The organism is Sneathiella sp. HT1-7, assembly GCF_020731145.1.
Taxonomy (GTDB): Bacteria; Pseudomonadota; Alphaproteobacteria; order Sneathiellales; family Sneathiellaceae; genus Sneathiella.
Map to the genome: position 1 here is coordinate 653,299 of NZ_JAJFZN010000001.1, position 17,638 is coordinate 670,936.

20 protein-coding genes and 1 tRNA gene are annotated in these 17,638 nt (G+C 49.0%); 9 read left to right on the plus strand and 12 right to left on the minus strand.

Going from position 1 to position 17,638, the window contains the following annotated elements; translation table 11 throughout:
- Positions 1-65 precede the first annotated feature (65 nt).
- From LKE13_RS03190 to LKE13_RS03200, 3 genes are all read left to right on the plus strand, one after another.
- A complete protein-coding gene (locus LKE13_RS03190; RefSeq protein WP_227948248.1) occupies positions 66-1,256 on the plus strand; it encodes a metal-dependent hydrolase family protein in 1,191 nt (396 codons plus the stop codon).
- A gap of 107 nt (positions 1,257-1,363) precedes the next feature.
- On the plus strand, positions 1,364-1,558 hold the full coding sequence (locus LKE13_RS03195) for a hypothetical protein (RefSeq protein WP_227948249.1): 195 nt from the start codon (positions 1,364-1,366) through the stop codon (positions 1,556-1,558).
- A gap of 80 nt (positions 1,559-1,638) precedes the next feature.
- Positions 1,639-1,715: transfer RNA gene (locus LKE13_RS03200), tRNA-Arg, on the plus strand.
- Positions 1,716-2,186: 471 nt separating this feature from the next.
- Here LKE13_RS03200 and LKE13_RS03205 read toward each other — a convergent pair.
- From LKE13_RS03205 to LKE13_RS03215, 3 genes are all read right to left on the minus strand, one after another.
- Complete coding sequence (locus LKE13_RS03205; protein WP_227948250.1) at positions 2,187-3,140, minus strand: hypothetical protein; 954 nt, start codon at positions 3,138-3,140, stop codon at positions 2,187-2,189.
- A 123-nt stretch (positions 3,141-3,263) separates the two neighbouring features.
- The gene (locus tag LKE13_RS03210; protein WP_227948251.1) at positions 3,264-3,875 is read right to left on the minus strand and encodes a hypothetical protein; all 612 of its coding nucleotides are present in this window, start codon (positions 3,873-3,875) and stop codon (positions 3,264-3,266) included.
- Between the two features lie 168 nt (positions 3,876-4,043).
- On the minus strand, positions 4,044-5,240 hold the full coding sequence (locus LKE13_RS03215; protein WP_227948252.1) for a Y-family DNA polymerase: 1,197 nt from the start codon (positions 5,238-5,240) through the stop codon (positions 4,044-4,046).
- Between the two features lie 52 nt (positions 5,241-5,292).
- On the opposite strand from LKE13_RS03215, the gene LKE13_RS03220 reads away from it, so the two are divergent.
- The gene (locus LKE13_RS03220; RefSeq protein ID WP_227948253.1) at positions 5,293-5,607 is read left to right on the plus strand and encodes a hypothetical protein; all 315 of its coding nucleotides are present in this window, start codon (positions 5,293-5,295) and stop codon (positions 5,605-5,607) included.
- An 82-nt stretch (positions 5,608-5,689) separates the two neighbouring features.
- On the opposite strand, the gene LKE13_RS03225 is transcribed toward LKE13_RS03220, so the two are convergent.
- Positions 5,690-5,983, minus strand: a complete 294-nt coding sequence (locus LKE13_RS03225) for a LysR family transcriptional regulator (protein ID WP_227948254.1) — start codon at positions 5,981-5,983, stop codon at positions 5,690-5,692.
- A 249-nt stretch (positions 5,984-6,232) separates the two neighbouring features.
- Here LKE13_RS03225 and LKE13_RS03230 point away from each other — a divergent pair, with 249 nt between their 5' ends.
- Entirely contained in the window at positions 6,233-6,562 is a 330-nt protein-coding gene (locus LKE13_RS03230) for a DUF1294 domain-containing protein (RefSeq protein ID WP_227948255.1), read from the plus strand.
- Between the two features lie 11 nt (positions 6,563-6,573).
- Here the strand turns inward: LKE13_RS03230 and hsdR are convergent, their stop codons facing one another.
- The 8 genes from hsdR to LKE13_RS03270 all read right to left on the minus strand — a co-directional run bounded on the left by hsdR (position 6,574) and on the right by LKE13_RS03270 (position 14,753).
- Positions 6,574-8,877, minus strand: a complete 2,304-nt coding sequence (hsdR, locus tag LKE13_RS03235; RefSeq protein ID WP_227948256.1) for an EcoAI/FtnUII family type I restriction enzme subunit R — start codon at positions 8,875-8,877, stop codon at positions 6,574-6,576.
- Entirely contained in the window at positions 8,874-10,055 is a 1,182-nt protein-coding gene (locus tag LKE13_RS03240; RefSeq protein WP_227948859.1) for a restriction endonuclease subunit S, read from the minus strand. The genes hsdR and LKE13_RS03240 overlap by 4 nt, the downstream gene beginning before the upstream one ends.
- Entirely contained in the window at positions 10,055-11,506 is a 1,452-nt protein-coding gene (locus LKE13_RS03245) for an N-6 DNA methylase (RefSeq protein ID WP_227948257.1), read from the minus strand. The genes LKE13_RS03240 and LKE13_RS03245 overlap by 1 nt, the downstream gene beginning before the upstream one ends.
- Before the next feature lie 112 nt (positions 11,507-11,618).
- Positions 11,619-12,143 (minus strand): hypothetical protein, encoded by a 525-nt coding sequence (locus tag LKE13_RS03250; protein WP_227948258.1) that lies wholly within the window; start codon positions 12,141-12,143, stop codon positions 11,619-11,621.
- A 177-nt stretch (positions 12,144-12,320) separates the two neighbouring features.
- The gene (locus LKE13_RS18850; protein WP_415776479.1) at positions 12,321-12,500 is read right to left on the minus strand and encodes a helix-turn-helix transcriptional regulator; all 180 of its coding nucleotides are present in this window, start codon (positions 12,498-12,500) and stop codon (positions 12,321-12,323) included.
- Positions 12,501-12,503: 3 nt separating this feature from the next.
- Positions 12,504-12,722 carry a DNA-binding protein gene (locus LKE13_RS03260; RefSeq protein ID WP_227948260.1) on the minus strand — a complete coding sequence of 73 codons (219 nt, stop codon included), beginning with the start codon at positions 12,720-12,722 and terminating at the stop codon, positions 12,504-12,506.
- A gap of 78 nt (positions 12,723-12,800) precedes the next feature.
- Positions 12,801-13,382 (minus strand): hypothetical protein, encoded by a 582-nt coding sequence (locus tag LKE13_RS03265; protein WP_227948261.1) that lies wholly within the window; start codon positions 13,380-13,382, stop codon positions 12,801-12,803.
- A gap of 12 nt (positions 13,383-13,394) precedes the next feature.
- Entirely contained in the window at positions 13,395-14,753 is a 1,359-nt protein-coding gene (locus LKE13_RS03270) for a site-specific integrase (RefSeq protein ID WP_227948262.1), read from the minus strand.
- Positions 14,754-15,109: 356 nt separating this feature from the next.
- Here LKE13_RS03270 and LKE13_RS03275 point away from each other — a divergent pair, with 356 nt between their 5' ends.
- The 4 genes from LKE13_RS03275 (at position 15,110) to LKE13_RS03290 (ending at position 17,480) form a co-directional block, all read left to right on the plus strand.
- On the plus strand, positions 15,110-15,346 hold the full coding sequence (locus LKE13_RS03275; protein ID WP_227948263.1) for a hypothetical protein: 237 nt from the start codon (positions 15,110-15,112) through the stop codon (positions 15,344-15,346).
- A 158-nt stretch (positions 15,347-15,504) separates the two neighbouring features.
- Positions 15,505-16,236 carry a hypothetical protein gene (locus LKE13_RS03280; protein ID WP_227948264.1) on the plus strand — a complete coding sequence of 244 codons (732 nt, stop codon included), beginning with the start codon at positions 15,505-15,507 and terminating at the stop codon, positions 16,234-16,236.
- A gap of 343 nt (positions 16,237-16,579) precedes the next feature.
- A complete protein-coding gene (locus LKE13_RS03285; RefSeq protein WP_227948265.1) occupies positions 16,580-16,894 on the plus strand; it encodes a hypothetical protein in 315 nt (104 codons plus the stop codon).
- A 13-nt stretch (positions 16,895-16,907) separates the two neighbouring features.
- Entirely contained in the window at positions 16,908-17,480 is a 573-nt protein-coding gene (locus tag LKE13_RS03290) for a helix-turn-helix domain-containing protein (protein WP_227948266.1), read from the plus strand.
- Positions 17,481-17,638 lie beyond the last annotated feature (158 nt).

The following is a 17,638-nucleotide window of genomic DNA, read 5'->3' on the forward strand; positions in this document are numbered from 1 at the left end:
ATTGGATATGTAACCGTCAATCATGCGATATTGATGGAAACCAAACAAATTAACGGGCAATAGACATGACAGAAATTCTCTATATCGGCGGCGACGTTTTCGACGGCGCAGGCAAGCTTCTCAAAAACCATGCCGTGCTTACAGACGGCGATACGATCAAGGAAGTCGCGCCCTCAGAAAAGTTTGCGGACTATAAGGGAGACCGTGTCGATACCAGCGGCGGCACCTTGATGCCCGGGATCGCCGATTGCCATGTCCACCTCGTCTATAAGGGAGAGGCCGATCCTCGCGGCAGCATAGAGGGCGTCAATCCCGGCGAAATAACACTCCGGGTTCTCGAGAATGCACAACTTTCACTCAAATCCGGCATCACAGCTGTGCGCGATTGCGGCGGACGCAACTATCTGGAATTCCCGGTTCGCGATGCCTGCAACAGCGGACGGTTTTTTGGCCCGAATATTATGGCTTCTGGCAAGATGATCTGTATGACCGGTGGACATGGCAACAAGAATGGCCGTGTCGCAGATGGCTGTGACGAGGTGGTGAAAGCCGTACGGGAGCAGATCCACGCGGGTAGTGATCTGGTCAAAATCATGGCCACCGGCGGTGTCATGACGCCGGGTGTCAACCCGGAAGATGCGCATTATTCCGCAGATGAAATGCGCGTTGGTGTCGCCGAAGCTGCCCGTTTTCACAAGACTTCCGCGAGCCACGCCCAGGGAGCAGAAGGAATTATGAATGCGGTGAACGCTGGCATCACTTCCATTGAACATGGTATCTTCATGGACCAAGAATGCCTCGATGCGATGATGGAGCGAGGAACCTATCTCGTCCCGACACTCGCGGCAGTTCAAAATATTCTCAATAACGCAGATCAGGGCATCGCGGATTATGTTGTTGAAAAATCCAGACGCGTGTTCGAGAAGCACAAAGAAAGCTTCAAAATGTTCTATAAAGCTGGCGGCAAGATCGCAATGGGGACTGATGCCGGCACGCCCTTCAACCTGCATGGCGAGAACGCAATGGAAATGGCCTATATGGTCGATTGCGGTATGACACCAATCGACGCATTGAACAGCGCAACCTCGGTCGCTCATAGCCTGATGGAACTCGATAACCGGGGACAAATCAAAACCGGCTTCAAGGCTGACCTGCTCATTGTGAACGGCAATCCGGCAAAAGACATCCTGATGGCGGCTGCGAAGAAAAACCACCGCATGGTCGTTAAGAACGGCCGAAAAGTTGACTTCCCATAACCGATTGGCCCGGCAATGCTGAATTTATCCGAGAATTGATTGGCATCAAATCCAAACCGAACTACATTATGTATAAGGCTACGTTAATGTTGGGAAAGGAGAGATTCATGTCAATGCAAGCAGATATTGAACGTCTTCAAAAGCAAAGCCTGCGTCGACGCCATAGGCTCCAAGGGGAAGCGACCCTCCGGAGAAATTTAACGGATCCCCATGACGCCGATTTGACGGCAACGGTAACAGCCAACCGCCGGAAAGCTGCGAATAAGGACAAGATTGACCGACTGAGGCGCAATAACAGCTGACAGGCGCGGTTATCTTAGAACAGCGCCCTAAAACCATTGCAAGAGCGGATCGCTTGGGCTATAGCAAGGTTCTCATCTCAGCACCCGTAGCTCAGCTGGATAGAGCGCTGCCCTCCGAAGGCAGAGGTCACACGTTCGAATCGTGTCGGGTGCGCCATATTTTTCAATCACTTAGCGATATTGGATAAGCTGATCTTTTAGGCCAGCAATCTTATAGCAATCTTTATTCACGGATTTTTACCAATTCGCTTAAGATACGGTCGACTTCATCTCATTAAAATATATAATCAGCAATTTACTACCTTTACATTGACACCAAATCCATTTCTTCAACAAAAACAATGCCGTAAGGTTAAGTTCGTCTATAATATGAGCTGCTAATAGGTGAGAATATCTTTTCCAAAAATTCTCCTTTTAGGTTTCAAGCAGTATTAGATTAGCAACACAAAGAAAATTAACCAATTTTTGACCAATTATTTAGAGAATTGCTCTTGAAGTAACCCGGCAGGAATGCTTATATTCGAACCGGATAGAACAAGGAGTTCGATATGTTATTTGAAAATACGAACATTTCTCTCCAGCCCGGTTTCGGCGGCGGTGGGGGTGGTTGACAAATTGGCACAAAATTTCATTTCATAGAGAACCTGAAGTTAAATTGCTTCCCGTCTAAAACGGCATTTTCGTTCTTGTATTTCCATAAAATTTCATCTTCGTTAGCCGATGAGAGATTTAGGTGTGTTTCGTTTATTGCCACACCTTGATTCTCACAGTTAATATGACCAAGGCTTTTGGGGAAGTATACGCAGAACGTCATATCTGTTGTTGAAGTAGGATCAGCCGTTTTAAAGCCCCAAGTGAAATCCATTGTTTTCTTTTTAATAAGACGCCCCATATATTTTGGCCAAGCATAGCTGATTTGAATTTCTCTCATTTCACCGGGGTTTATCTCCGGCAAAAAGAATAAGGCAAATTGTTTTCGCTTTAGTTCGTTCTCCAAGACAAGTATAGCAACGTCTTTACTGTTATCCCCACAGGAGCACTTAATTTCTAGATCGCCAAAGGATTGAATTGGTATAGATTCTTCATCTGCCTCTATCCAGAAAGTCCAAAAATGCGCAGTTTGAGTAGAAGAAGAAATTAAAGCGTTTATTATAATCCTTGCATCACCATTTTTCTCCGCATAACAGAGATAGTCTAACCTATTAAAAATTATCCGGGGTCTTGGCTGATCATCATAAAGCTGGCTTACAATCTTTTTGTTATTGTGAGTGAATAAGTTAAGTTCATTTTCAGTTTTCTGAAGTTTAAAAAACAATTTGCCAAAACCACCCATAAAGCCGACGAACAGCGCGCAAATAGCCAGAATAAATAAAAATAATATTAGAAAAACTGCAATGTAAGAAAAAACATACTCACCAGCTTCCAGTACAATTCCATTTTCAGATACTTTTTTTACCAAAAGAATGGGGTACGGGGCTAAAAATTTTGTTATAGCGCCAATAGCTGTAGCTAATCCTAAAAGACCTCCGATACCACCAATCAAAATTTTTTTATAACGTTTAAAGAATTCGCCATTTTGCATTTCTCCCGCCCCCCAAGGCTCGTGCCGTACCCATAATCCATCGCACCCAATACACTACATCCTATAAGGTATTTGTACATCACCTTTAACCCGTAATATACAAGCTGACAACGTAGTCCTACATCAAAACCCAAACCGTTGCGCCGCCATCGCGTTGCATCGCCGCTCATACCGCTCGCACTTCGCCCGCAATTTCTCATACGTCTTCCAGTGCATGCCTTTGGGTTTTTCCGGGAACCAGTCATCAATGCAGGTACTCCCGCCAAGCCGATGCCGGATAGCTTGCGCCTGCGATAGATAGCGAAACATCGGGCTTTCCTGCTGGCTTTCATATCCGAGCCTGTAAGCCGTTCTACTGGCGAACAGGTCTCCACCTGGGGGAGAGTGCAGCTTTGCCACCCTGGAGCCATTTACCGGGCAAATAAACCACCATCGCAGCCCGCCATAGTGGGGGCGGGTCGTTGTCAATCGAACCTTGTAATTCATCGGCTTGCCATCGCTGGTATAATGCAGCCGCACCCACGCCGCATTCTGGTCGAACATGTTTGCCTCATAACTAATGCTCGCCGTCTTCTCTCCCGTCCTCTCGCTTCGCCAGGTGAGGGAGCCTGAAACCAGCTTGCCGGGAATGAGTGCCTCTTCCCGAACCAGCTTGAAAATATTCAGGGTCAAGCCACCCTCAACAACCGTTTTCTTATCCCACCGATACCATGTGCCGGAACCACTACCACCCATAATTACCCCAATTATTTTTTGTCGAAATCAATAGGAAATTATACCATAAACAGCAGATTCCTGCACCAATTCACGCTCAGAACAGGGCTTTATGTGCAAGACAGGAATATCTACTTTTCTCTACTTTAGATAAGCAGTTTGTGCGCCCGCGCTGGTTTCCTTACTTCCTTACCCCTTCTCAAAGAAACCCGGATGGTCCTGATGCTCTCCATACTTCACCATGCGCTCCCCAAACCGGCGGTTGATATGGTCGATGACGGTGGCGAGCTTTTCAGGTCTATTTGGCATTCCGGGCGAGAGCGGCGCGAACAGGTCGCCATTGCGCTCCGTCAGCAGGATCAAATCGCCAAGGTGAACGCTAATCGAGAGTACATCCCCGTTGCTGCGACGGCGAATGTCTCGCCAAAGCCCCTCATAAAGCGAGAGCAAAAACCGCGTATCCCGCGTTGCTTCTATCTTCTTTCCGGCATGGCGTGCCCCGTCAGTCAATCGGAGCGACATATGAAACCGCCGGGTACAATAGCCATCCCGCCGCATTCGCTCCGATGCCTTCTCAACCAACCAGCGCCCGACCAGCTTCGCCTTATGAGGCGGTCGATGAACCGGGGCCAGAACCTTACTATTGCCGTATCCATTCCGCTTGGTTGGCAACAACGGGATATCCATGCCTTGTAAGGCTCTCACAAAGCGCTCTCCCTCCACCGAATGCCAAATCATACGGGCGTGACGCGGATCGAGCCTGTAGAGCGCCGTTACATCATAAATGCGGGCATCATAAAGCCTTACCCGAATACCCCGTGATATACCGGGCAGGTCATCCAGGGAGAGATGCCTGATAGCGTCCGGCATGTTCTCAGGGGCGAGCCATTGCAGCCCGTCCGGCTTCTCCAGCTTACCCGCTATTTTCGCAAGCAATTGGTTCGGACCGATGCCAATAGAACTGCGAAGCTCCGAGCCGACCCTTTCCCGTATTGCCGCCTTGATATCACGGGCAAGGTCAAGCGCCCGGTCAAGCGTGGCGCTATCGCCGCCCAGCGCCACCTGGAATTCATCAATGGAGCGGACAAACTCCAATTCGGCAATTTCATCGATGACAGAAGCGATTTTTTGATTAACCCGGACATACAGCCGATGCCGGGAGGGGCGGAAGATAATACCGGGGCATAGCTCTCTTGCCTCATAGATGCGGGTGCCAGTTTTGATCCCAAAGGCCTTGGCCTCATAAGAGGCGGCAACGCAAGCGCCTGATTCATTGTCAATTGCTGTTATCGCGACGGGCTTTCCACGAAGTGCTGGATCTATCTGCTGTTCGACGCTCGCAAAAAAGCTATTCATATCAACATAAAGGGACCGCATGGGCGTCATGTCATAAAAATCCGTCTTGCAAAACAAAACCAAATGTTCTTACTTTGTTCTCATGACGGAAAAGAAAAAGCAACTCGGAAATGTCGCCTTTGGCGGCAACTGGTCGGAAGAACTGGTGGATAAAGACCAGCTTAAAAGAACGCTATCTGTTATCGAGCGGGCCGCGAGGGAGTGCGCCCGCCGGGATGTGCGCAGCCGTCAACTTGAAAAGGCGCTGAACGAGATAAGCCTGACCATCGAAAAGGGGCCGCAACTGGCGCGGCGGTTTATGAGGGCGCTTGCTGAGCCAAACCCCGGCTTGCGGCAAATGGAAGCGGGCAGGGTGGCGCGGATTATTGGAAGGTCTGTTGGAGATTTAGGGCGCTGAATTTAAACATCTGAAGATTAAACGAGTTGCTTTTCATGCGGGGCCCATAACCCTTTTAAACCAGGTTCAATAGCACGGGGAATTACTCGCTCACGCTCTCACGATACTTTTCCATGCTTGCACGCATCATTGAAATAGCGCCGTCAATTTTGTGGACATGTTTGAGCAGTTCCTCGCCTGCCTGGGTTGGCTTGGATTTCATGCTCTTATTTGGTCGCTCTATCAAACAAACACCAAGTGCCTCTTCAAGTTCCTTAACATGAAAGGTAATAGCAGGCTGTGTGACTCCAAAATATTCCGCCGCCGCAGAAAATGTCTGTAGCTCAATCACTTTTGAGAATACTTGAAGCTGAATGAGTTTGAAACCTTGCATCATGCGCCTTAAAACACCTTTCAGAAAACCGGAGTTTTGGTAGCCGTTATCTATATCTCTCTATTTTAGATCTTCAAATCTGGTCTAGGGACCGCTTTAAGTATGGATCAGTTCTCAAGTCCGTAAAAAGCTAAAAGAATGTTATTCGGGACAAACATATAGAACCCTCGTTAATGAGGCATTAATTCACACATAATACTATTGAAAGGAACCATTGTAAGTGAGGCTAGATCTACACAGGAAAACTATCAATTGCCTGATGATTTCACCATTGTATTAATTGCCGCCGCTTATATCGGAATTATCAATATCGTTGGCTTCCTGGCATTCGCCTGGGATAAACACTGTGCTGTACAGGATAGGCGACGCATACCAGAATCGGAGTTGCTGTCTATCGCGTTTTTAGGGGGAACAATAGGTTCAATTTCCGCTCAACATCTTCTAAGGCACAAGACGCGCAAGCAACCGTTTAAATCCAGCCTGTATGGAATTGCCGTCTTGCAGGTTTTACTTATCTTTACGCTATCAATTCCTGAAGCCCGTCAATTCGGTGCGCAGTTTATTGGTTCACTGATCCGGTAGTCTTAAAGGCATCACTCATAGAGATGCTGCTGAAAACCGATAAAAGCATCGCGGGTTTTTTGGGTGCCGCCTAATGTTTCCACACCGTCTGTTGTTGTGCCGTACTTGGCTTTGAGCAGCAAAGTCAGCTTTTCAACCTCCAGCTCGCTTGTTCCTTCTTTGACATATTGAGACAAAACAAAATCGAGAAACGCCTGCAGCTTGTCATCATACTGATCAAGAATTTTCGCCTTCCGGCTGTCGACGCGTTCCTGCCGTGTGATAGGAGAAAGCGCAAAAGCGATATAGGACAGAACGTCATAAACATCGCTCTTCTCCGCATTAATCATGCGCTTAATCTCATCCAGTTGGTCCCGGCCATAGCCGCGCTCTGAGAGGCTGTCCAGCAAGGCTTTTCGGCTATGTGGCTGCCCCCAAAGCTTTCGAAGCTCATCCTCATCCTTGAACAGCTCGGGCAGCTCGCCGAACATCCGCCTGATGAATTCTGCCGCCGACATGGGCTTGCCATCGGGGCTGTAAAACATGGTCGCGGTCATATGCTGAATGGTGCGCTCTTTACCATCTGCCAGCTTGATTTTAATCTTCTGACGCGGCGCTGGGGGTTCACTTCCCCCGCCAATAGGTTCATCCTTTCCTCCGCCCGTTCCAGGCGTCGTTGTCGTGGTAACAGGCTCTTGCGGTTCTCCATCCCATTCCGGATCATTGAAATGCTCGTAAGCCTTCACAAAGTCATAGATGGTGAAATAATCCTTGCCGTCGAAAAGCCGCGTCCCGCGCCCGATAATCTGCTTGAACTCAATCATGGAGTTCACAGGCCGCATCAACACAATGTTGCGAATATTGCGGGCATCGACACCGGTTGAAAGCTTCTGCGATGTGGTGAGGATTGTCGGGATCGTTTTTTCGTTGTCCTGAAAGGTCCGCAAATGCTGCTCGCCTATCGCGCCGTCATTGGCCGTCACCCTTACGCAATAATTGGGGTCCTTGCTCTGCTTCATCTGGTTAATCAAGTCTCGCACAGCCAGCGCATGTGTCTGCGTTGCACAGAACACCAACGTCTTCTGTGACTGGTCTATGGCGTTCATGAATAGCCGGACGCGATAGGCTTCCCGTTCTTTTATCTCGATCAGGCGATTAAACTCATCCTCCCTGTACCGGCGACCCTCTTCAATTTCGCCCTCAAGCACATCATCATCAGAGGTATAGACATAGTCATCCATCGTTGTGGCTATTTGCTGCACCTTGAACGGTGTCAGGAAGCCATCATTGATTCCTTCCTTCAGGCTGTAGATGTAGACGGGCTCCCCAAAATACGCATAGGTATCGACGTTATCCTTGCGCTTGGGCGTGGCGGTCAGGCCTAGCTGCACAGCGGGGGAGAAGTACTCCAATATGCCGCGCCAGTTCCCCTCATCGTCCGCGCCGCCCCTGTGGCATTCATCAATGATGATGAAATCGAAAAAGTCAGGTGGATACTCCCCAAAGTTTGGAGCGGGGTTCCCGTCCGCGTCCTGACCGGACATGAAGGTTTGAAAGATCGTGAAGAAGACGCTGCCGTTCTTCGGCACCCGGCCCTTCTTGCGAATCTCATCCGGCGCAATCCGCACCCGTGCATCTTCGGAAAAGGCAGAGAAGGAATTATAGGCCTGATCGGCAAGAATGTTGCGATCCGCCAGAAACAATATGCGCGGTCGGCGCGCACCGTCACGGGCGAGGGTCCAGCGACTGTAATGGAGCTTCCAGGCGATTTGAAAGGCAATGGCCGTCTTGCCGGTGCCCGTGGCCAGCGTCAGAAGAATGCGTTGCTTGCCGTCCGCAATGGCTTGCAGGGTCTTCTGGATCGCAAGGTCCTGATAGTATCGTGGCTCCCATGCGCCGCCCCTGTCTTCGAAGGGAACTTCCGCGAACTTATCCCGCCATTCGTTCTGTTCGACAAAGACCATATTCCATAGATCATCGGGCGTGGGATAAGCCTCTACATAATCTTCTGCGCCCGTCTGCATATCGATCTGATAGATGCCGACGCCATTTGTCGAATAGGCGTAGCGCGTTTGCAGCTTTGCGGAATATTGCTTGGCCTGGCCAACGCCTTCCGTATCAGGAAGGTCTTTTCTCTTTGCTTCAATAACCGCGAGCTTCATCCCGCGATAGAGAAGAACATAATCGGCGATTTCCTGTTTCGCCCGCTTACCGCCCCCGACCAGACGCCCCTGAGAAATAACCTCCCGCTTGACCCGGCTTCCCTCAACCACCCCCCAGCCAGCCTCTCTCAAGGCGGGGTCGATCAGGTCAGCCCGGGTCTCCGCTTCATTCATGCGGCAACCTCTTCTCTGGTAAGTTCACCGCTAAAGGCCTTTTGAAGGATGGATTGTTTAAGTTCCACGAGAGCACCAAGTTTCTTTTGGTAAACGGCTTCTAGAAGTTGGGATTCCGTGTTGAAGGCGTCCAAGCCGTCAATAATTCTTTGTTGCTCTTTAATGTCGTCCGGAAAGGTTACAATAACTGCCTGAATTTCTTCTAGGTGAAGATTTGGCACACCTGTGCCCTTTATACGACTATTAAACTGCTGCATCGCAAACGGCGAATTTATGAAATGAAGTAAATACCTTGGCAATATAAACTCTAGAGGCCTCAAAACGGCCAAGCTAACATAGACATCAAAAATTACATCTCTATCTACTATTGCTGCCTTGCCATATCCCGCTCCATTTTTTCTAAGTAATATATCATTGATACGTGGCGCTAAGCGTCGCTGCATATTCACATGCTGCACTTCATCTACATATCTAATGTTATCCCAATCGATCACGCCCTCTTTCACATTTTTCGAAGACAAAAAGATAAATCCATTGTCATAGTATTTAGGAGTTTGGTGTGTTCCATCAGTAATTCTATCGCAAATCTCACGAAGTCGTTTTTCAGACCATCCATCACCTTTCTGAGTGAAGACATTGTTCAGGTAGCTTTCGAACAGCTCTCGGGCGTTTGCCAGGTTCCGCTTTGTGTTCTCAATCGCCGCGTCGATTCCCGCAAAGGCCTCATCCAGAATGGCAACAATCCGCTGTTGTTCCGGAAGCGGTGGTAAAAGAATTTCACGAGCTTCCATTGATCTTTTTGTAACATGAATCATTGTTGTACCAGCACCATGATCGGACTTGATTCGCTCCGTATCCCAATCGAACCAATAATACAAAAACATCTTGTCTAATTTTGATTCATCAATATCTGTTTTCCATATATGGTAGTGATAAATTACCTTGCCCCCTTTCCATATACGGGGCCCAAATGAAGCAGACCATGCATAAAGAAGGTCTCCTGAATCACAGTATTTGTCTTCATTCAATTCTAGATCTGAGTAATACCAATTCCGGTTTGAAAAAAAATTCCCAACGCGAAGGACTGGATATTTTCCTTCCTCAAGAAGCTCTGACTTTTTATACGCCCTACCATTTATTAGTTGGCATACTTCACCAAGAATTACTTTTTTCCACATCACAACATGTCTCTGATGGTCGAGAGGATTTTAGCACTCTCAGCATCCAGCGCAGCTATTTCCGCGATAATCTCTTCCGGTTCCCTGAGTGGTGCCTCTTCAGGCGTATTCGGGTTCTTCACAGACAAATCAAAGGCCGTCTCGTCGATATCCTCAATCGATACTGACCAGGATTTTTCACTCTCCCTGAAATCCGTCTGAAGTTCGATAAACTCTTTAAGATCGTTGTCATTCAGCGGATTCGTTTTGCCCATATTCCGGCCCGGATCAAGCTGGTAGAACCAAATGTTCCGTGTTGGCGCGCCCTTTTCAAAGAACAGGACCACCGTCTTCACACCCGCGCCGATAAAGGTACCGCCCGGGCAATCAAGCACCGTGTGAAGGTTACAGCTTTCCAGCAGTTCCTTCCGCAGGGCGCGGGAGGCATTATCCGAATTTGAAAGAAACGTATTCTTGATCACCACTGCCCCGCGTCCCCCCGCCTTCAGGGACTTGATGAAATGCTGCAGAAACAGGAAAGCCGTCTCCCCCGTCTTGATCGGGAAGTTCTGTTGAACTTCCTTGCGCTCCTTCCCGCCAAAGGGGGGATTGGCAAGCACAACATCAAAGCGGTCTTTCTCCTGAATATCCATAATATTCTCGGCCAGTGTATTCACATGCAGGATGTTGGGTGTATCGATGCCATGCAGGATCATATTCATGATGGCGATAACATAAGCGAGGCTCTTCTTCTCCTTCCCGTAGAAGGTTTTCCGCTGAAGGGTATCAAGCTGCCCTGCGCTTAAATCGCCTTGCCGCATATAGTCAAAGGCTTCGCATAGAAACCCTGCAGACCCGACAGCACCGTCATAAATCCGCTCCCCTATCTTCGGTTTCGTCACCGCAATCATGGCGCGGATCAACGGGCGGGGCGTATAATATTCCCCGCCGTTGCGCCCCGCATTGCCCATATTCTTGATCTTCTCTTCATAGAGAGCCGACAGTTCATGTTTCTGGTCCTGGGTGCGGAATTGCAGCTGATCGATCAGCTCCAGCGCATCCCGCAGGCTATACCCGCTTTGAAACTTGGATTTAATCTCTCCAAAAATCTCCCCGATTTTATACTCAATCGTATCGGGGCTGGAGGCGCGCTGTTTAAACCCTCTGAGGTAAGGGAAAAGCTTATCATCGACATAGGCAATCAGGTCATCGCCCGTTAATGCCGTGTCGTGATCGAAGCTGCCATCCGCTTTCTTGGGTGCGGCCCAGCGGTTCCAGCGATGTTCCTCATCAATAATGAATAGATAGGGCGTATCGCTCAACTCAGCTTCCAATGCCCGTTCGCGTTCAAGGTCATCAAGATATTTCAGGAACAGCATCCATGACGTTTGCTCCGTATAGTCAAGTTCCGTCGTGCAGCCTGCCTCTTTCCATAAAACATCATCAATATTCTTGAAGGTTTGTTCAAACATGCTTTCCCTGACACTGCCTTAACGAGTAAAAACTAGTAATTTGATACTTGAAATGAGTTACCTTGGCTAAATGTGAAATATTTTGGCCGCAACTGCAAATTTGTTTTCAATTTTACCGACTCCATCCGATCCTTTTCCCGTAAATCACCCCTTGTGGCGTCGCATTTATGTCGAGCAGGCCCGCGACCTCCGGGCGGATACCTTTCAAGAGATAGTTCTCAAGATTGCCGCGACTCTGCTCATAGCTTTGGAACCATGTCCTGAATTTACAGGAGCGGATAGCGCGGGGCGGCGGCTTCGGTTGATTCAAGGCTTTCAGAACCAGCGCCCGAAACGCTCGCCAGTCGCTCATAAGGGGCAAGTTACGATGGATCAGGATATGCGCATGAACGCCGTTTATATCGCTATTCTCTAGCACCCATGCAACGCACCAGGGGCAGTCGCGCCGTTCGAACAACCTTCGAAGCTTCTGCAACGAATGTCGTAGGTAACGAGAAGATTCAACGGGTGGAATACCAAGCTGCTCAAGATTTACAGTCGTGAGCGTATTGACCGGCCTGCCCATCAATTGGCTTTGCCGCACGGTCATCAAAAACTGGCAAGCTTCCGGATAATGGATGTAGTGAGAAACCTTCATTTCATGCTTACGATCATAAGATAACTATATAAAGTAAGGTTCCGTCGATCTCTATATTAACCAATTGAATTTCCTAACATTTTGACAATCGAAAAATTGAAGAATGTCTTCATTCATGACGGTCTATGGCGGAAACACCCGGAAAGATAAAGGGTGGTTTCTAAATAGCCTCAACCATCAAACGGTTTTGTTTTCTTCACACCATCGATGGAGCTCCGCAACGTTGTAAAGCACCCTCCTGCCCAGCCGGAGAAAGACTGGGCCGGTTTTATTCTGGCGATGGCGCTCTAATGTTCTGACGGAGATTCCGAGTCTTTTAGCAGCTTCATAAGTTGATATCAGCCGCGACACTTCCACGGATCAAAGCGATGATGAATACTCGGAGGTTGAACGATACTTCTTACCGTCGAGCCACGCGTCGAGATCATCAACATCATAAACAACAACACGGCCAATCTTGGCATAGGTCGGACCGTCACCAACTAATCTCAGTTTTTCGAAAGTAGATTTGGTAGAACCGCAATATGACGCGGCATCACGGGTTCTTAGTCGGCGGGAGTAAGATACTGGTTTCTGCAAATTCTGTTCCTCTGGTAGTTAACGAAAGCCGTGAAGGCCTACGGATAACTATGGAACATTCTGCCCGTGTTGCGCTAATTATTTCTTCCGCAACACCCGCCAGCGCATAGGGTAAAATTCATCGACGTTCGTCATCTTTCTTAAGCGTTGGTATTCTTCGACCCGGGCATCTTCGCCACCAGGAAATTCTGGGTAGTGCCTTTGCTTAAGTTCACTTTTCCATCTTAAGATTGTTGTCGGATTTACCCCAATCTCTCGCGATGCTTCTCTAATTCCGACATTTCTTGAAAGCTTTGAAAAGGCTTCTCGTTCTTTATATTTTCCTCGTTTTGGATTTAGATGCTTACAGCCCATTAAATAATAAATCGCATGGCAAAGTTCCAGAGGAGGTGTAATTCGGTGCTCGTGACAATCTTCTAAAACATTGAAAGCCCAAGCGGTCATAATCGACATTGGGGCCACCAACCCATGACGTTCGATAGCATGCCCGCCCTCTTTCTTTACCTGCTCATATCGGCTTATTTCACTCAAAAGAAACTCGCCATACAATCTCGCTCCCTTGTATGCCTCACGCTTTGAAACGGCAATTCCTGTCGTGACATCCCACAAGAAGAAAAAAATCTCATCATATATTTCGAAGTAAGGGTTGTTTTTCTCCATAACATGCCTGTTTTAGTGTTTGCTTATTTCGATAACTGTCGCTTCGCTAGATTGTCGTTTATTCATTGCATCCGCAAGCCGCCCTGCCGTTCGATCAGCCGCCGCCTTAATCGGATCGTTTGCGATATGCGCATAGCGACTCGTGGTTTTAGTATCTGAATGCCCTAGCAGCTTTCCAAGCACCTGCAGCCCAACGCCACTTCCCGCGCCCGCACTCGCAAAAGTATGTCGTAGATCATGAAGACGCACATTATGCAATCCAGCGCGTTTGCGAATTCTATTCCAAGCTTTTGGCAGTCCAACATAATGCCCTTTCCCTCGCATCGCCGGAAAAACGAAAAATGATTGTTCATCTCGTGATAGCCCGGCAAGTAATTGCAATGCCGGAGCACCCAACATGACAACTTTCTGCCCGGTCTTGGAATCATCCAGACGCAAGCAACCGAATTCAAAATCGACTTCATGCCATTTCAATGAGAGGATTTCCATCTTGCGGCATCCTGTAAGGATTAACAGGCGTATGGCAGCTATTGCCATTTCATTCTCACCTTCCTTTGCCAGTGTGGTTATCTTGCCATGAAGCGCAGCCCGCTCCGCTTCACCTTTTGTACTGCCTAAAATGCGCACAAACTCGTTACGTTCTATTTCCGCAGCTTCGGCAATGCGCAAGGTTTCACCGAGTTTTGCCAGCTCCTGAGAATTGAGATAGCGCTCATTCTTCCGGTCAGGAAATCGCTTAACACCATGAGCCGGATTATCGCTACGAACTCCCTCGGCAATGGCAAAGGAAAGAATACCTCCCAAAAGTCCTGTTGTCCGTGATGCCGTCCCTTGCCCGCCAACGACGCGCGCCCGTCCACGCGGTCCGGTTTTCTCATCGACGGCTGTTTTGCCTTTTGCGATATCCGCCATAAAGCGTTTTATGTCATTTACGGTAAGGTCCTTGACCCGCCGCTTTCCCAACAAAGGCTTGATATGTCGTTCTATCCGCCCTGTGTCAGTTGCAATCGTCGACGCCTTTTTGGTTGCACAACCTTCTTCTAAGTAGCGGTCACAGAGCTCCGACACCGTCATCGCGGCTTTCTCTGTCATTTTGACCTGCTGCGGGTCTTGCCCATCCGCCACCTCTCCCAAGACGCGCTTAGCCTCTGCACGCGCTTTTTCTGGCGTCCAGGGCGAGCCGTGCTTTCCGATTGTAAGACGTCGTGTAGGCATGCCGCGTCCGCTCATCCGGTACTGAACAATATAAATACGATTTCCCGAATGGGTGACTTTAAGTCCGAAGCCCTTCAGTTCCGTATCCCATATAAACCAGTCCCGTTCCTGCGGACGTGCCGCGTCGACATTTCGCTTGATGATCTTTGCCTGCATGACCACACTCCCGAATTTCAGTTCCAGCAATCATATAGCAATCACCAGCAATCACAATAAAGGAAACAAGCGGAAACGAACGGAAATTAATATATTGATCTATATGCCTTATTAAAATATCAAAATATATCAAGAAACATATACCACCGCCCTCCGAAGGCAGAGGTCACACGTTCGAATCGTGTCGGGTGCGCCAATCTTTACAATGACTTAGCGAGATTTCAAAGACCTGAAAAATGGTCTCTGTCCGCGTTATGTCCGCGCAACCTCCAAAAAGCCTCTCTTTTTCGACGTAAAATTGCTACGGCAATCCTAGCCGTAACCGGCCATTTGCACGCCCTGATCGGGGGTGCCGTATGAGCAGGTATTCCCCGATCAAAGCCGCCGTCTGGCTCGCCGCATCATGCGAGTTGCGGCAATTCCTGAACCAGCAAGGCCTCACCCGCGAAGCCGACGCCATTGAAAAGCTGACAGATCAGGTTTTCGCATTCTGCCTTGACCATTTCGATGAAGAGTTTGCCGAAGCTCTCGAGCTTGTAAATGACACGCTTGAGGGAAATTCAAACTCAGCGGGCGAGGAAATCGTCCACTGATGGCGCTCTCTCCTCCGCATACTGGGCCTGCGTTCCTCTCGCGCACTGACGTCCGGGTCAAGGGGCTGCACGGTCCTGAGCCCCGCTCAGGAGTGGTGCGGCAGCCCCTTGATGCGGCGGCGACACCCGATGCTCCCCCGCAGGGGTGCAGACACAACGTGCCTGCACCCTTGCCCAGCGGCGAGCGTGGGGAGCGCGAGGGGGCACCCCCTCGCAGCAATCTCACAGCCTCCCTCTGCCTTACGGCATCTCGCGAGCTATATGACGGAGAATCGGGCGAGATTAAGCTTTCCGGCACAGCTCTCCCAGAGACTACCGGGGTGCTGTCCTCAGCCGATCTATGGGAGAAAACCATTGGTAAAGCCGTGGACCGCGACAAGTTTATCGAAGCCAAAAGCAGAGAACGGATCCTAAAGAAACAATCCCATGACATTGCGGCTCGTTTGGAGGCGGAGGGCATCAACGCCTATCAGGAAGAAAACGGCACCACCATCATAGGCCTCTGCACCGGACAAGCGGAGAAAGCCAACAATTTCCGTAATTCCAACCTGATCCCCGTCATGCAGGCCAAGAACATCCACGATATGTTCAAGCATGTCCGCTATTACATGGACGGTGCGAATAAAAAGCACCTCCGTATGCTGGTCATAAGTAACGGTTGGGTGCCCTTGTCAGAATACCGGGAAGCCCATAAAGCCTTCACCCGGAAAATATCAAAACTAAACAGCGATCCGCTGCTCAAAGAGCGCGGTCTTTCATTCGTCTATTACAACGTCGAAAACACCATAAAGCGGGTTGACGGGGCTCCACACCTTAATATGCATTCACACGTCCTGATGCGCTCTGGCAAGCGGCTGGGGCCAAATAAATGGATGGAAACCATGGACTAACTCAAATCGCGATTTGAAAAAGGCTACGCCCATGATGAACGTATCCAGAACCCCGCAGAATGTGTGAAATATGTTTTCAAACCATCGGAATTTGATCAGCTTGCGGGACCCGAACTCAAAGAACTATTCGAGCAAACGCACAGGCTCAAATTTTTCCACCCTCTTGGACCAATACGAGAGTTCCGAAAGCAGCTCCAGGAAGACGGCCTGAAGCTCGTCAAAGCGCCAGACGCGCGCGGTAGATGGCTCTGGAACATCATGCCTAAGGCTAAAAGCCAAAGCCGCTCAGGAACGCAATGACAGCGGCGATACGCGCGATATCGTGGTAGGCATTACCAATCCAATGCCGAAATTTACGGATCGATACGAGCCTTGTCTGATAGTTCGTAACTTCTCCGGCAATTTCGAAGACTTGCTGAAGAAACGACAGTTGGAAGAAACGCAATTGCAGGCGCTTCGCCTTTGGCGGGCGAATGCTTCTATGAAGCACACAACAACGACAAGTGTCCGGACACTTGTCGTCGGAAAAAACAATTCCGGAAATAATTTGACGGACGGCACCCCCTACCCGGATTACCTCGTCCCAGACTATCCCGGGGACCTCCCCGAGACACCCGGGGAACCTTCCCCATCCCAATATTTTCAAATACTTAACTGAAAGGATCAGAAAAATGACTTCTGAAATCATAATCAATGCAATCAAAGAAAACGATACCCCTGCCGATCGGCTGAAGGCCGCAAGAAATACCAAGAACCTGACGCGGAAACAATTGGCAGAGCTCACCGGCATCCCTGTCAAAACGATTGAGAAATACGAATACGGCGGAATGGAGCCCAATATTTCCCGACTTCACTCCCTATGTGAAATATTGGGAATTACACCTGAGGCCGTTATTGGGATTGAAATGGAAACATCTGGCCCGCATGAAACGCCAGAGGAAATTTCAGCCAGTGGCATCCACACTTCGAAATTTATGGAAGACTGTCTTCTGCATCTTCGAGAACTCGATATGCTCAGACAAGGTCGCTTCCGTGCCTATCCCGTCAAAGCCCGTGCACATTTTGAAGCATTGCAAAATGCCCTCCGGCTTTTGGACGGCGAAGAGTTAGGAGAGATTGCAGAACTTCGAGGAATAGTTATCGATGAAGAGCAAATCGATGAAGTAGAGGAAGCGGCACGCCGAATTTTGGATACTGCGGTGTTTGGTATCGATATTTTCTCAATCGAACTTAAAGCACTTTAAAGAATAGCCGATGAGCATGATCTTAGTCCATCGGGCCGTCTATTCTGGCAAGACTGGCAAGATCACAACGAGATTGCGAAAGAAATCAGGGCAGCTTTTTATGAGAGGGTTTTCGCGGGTGAAGAGTATCCGGATTTTGAGGACAACGAGCAATTCCC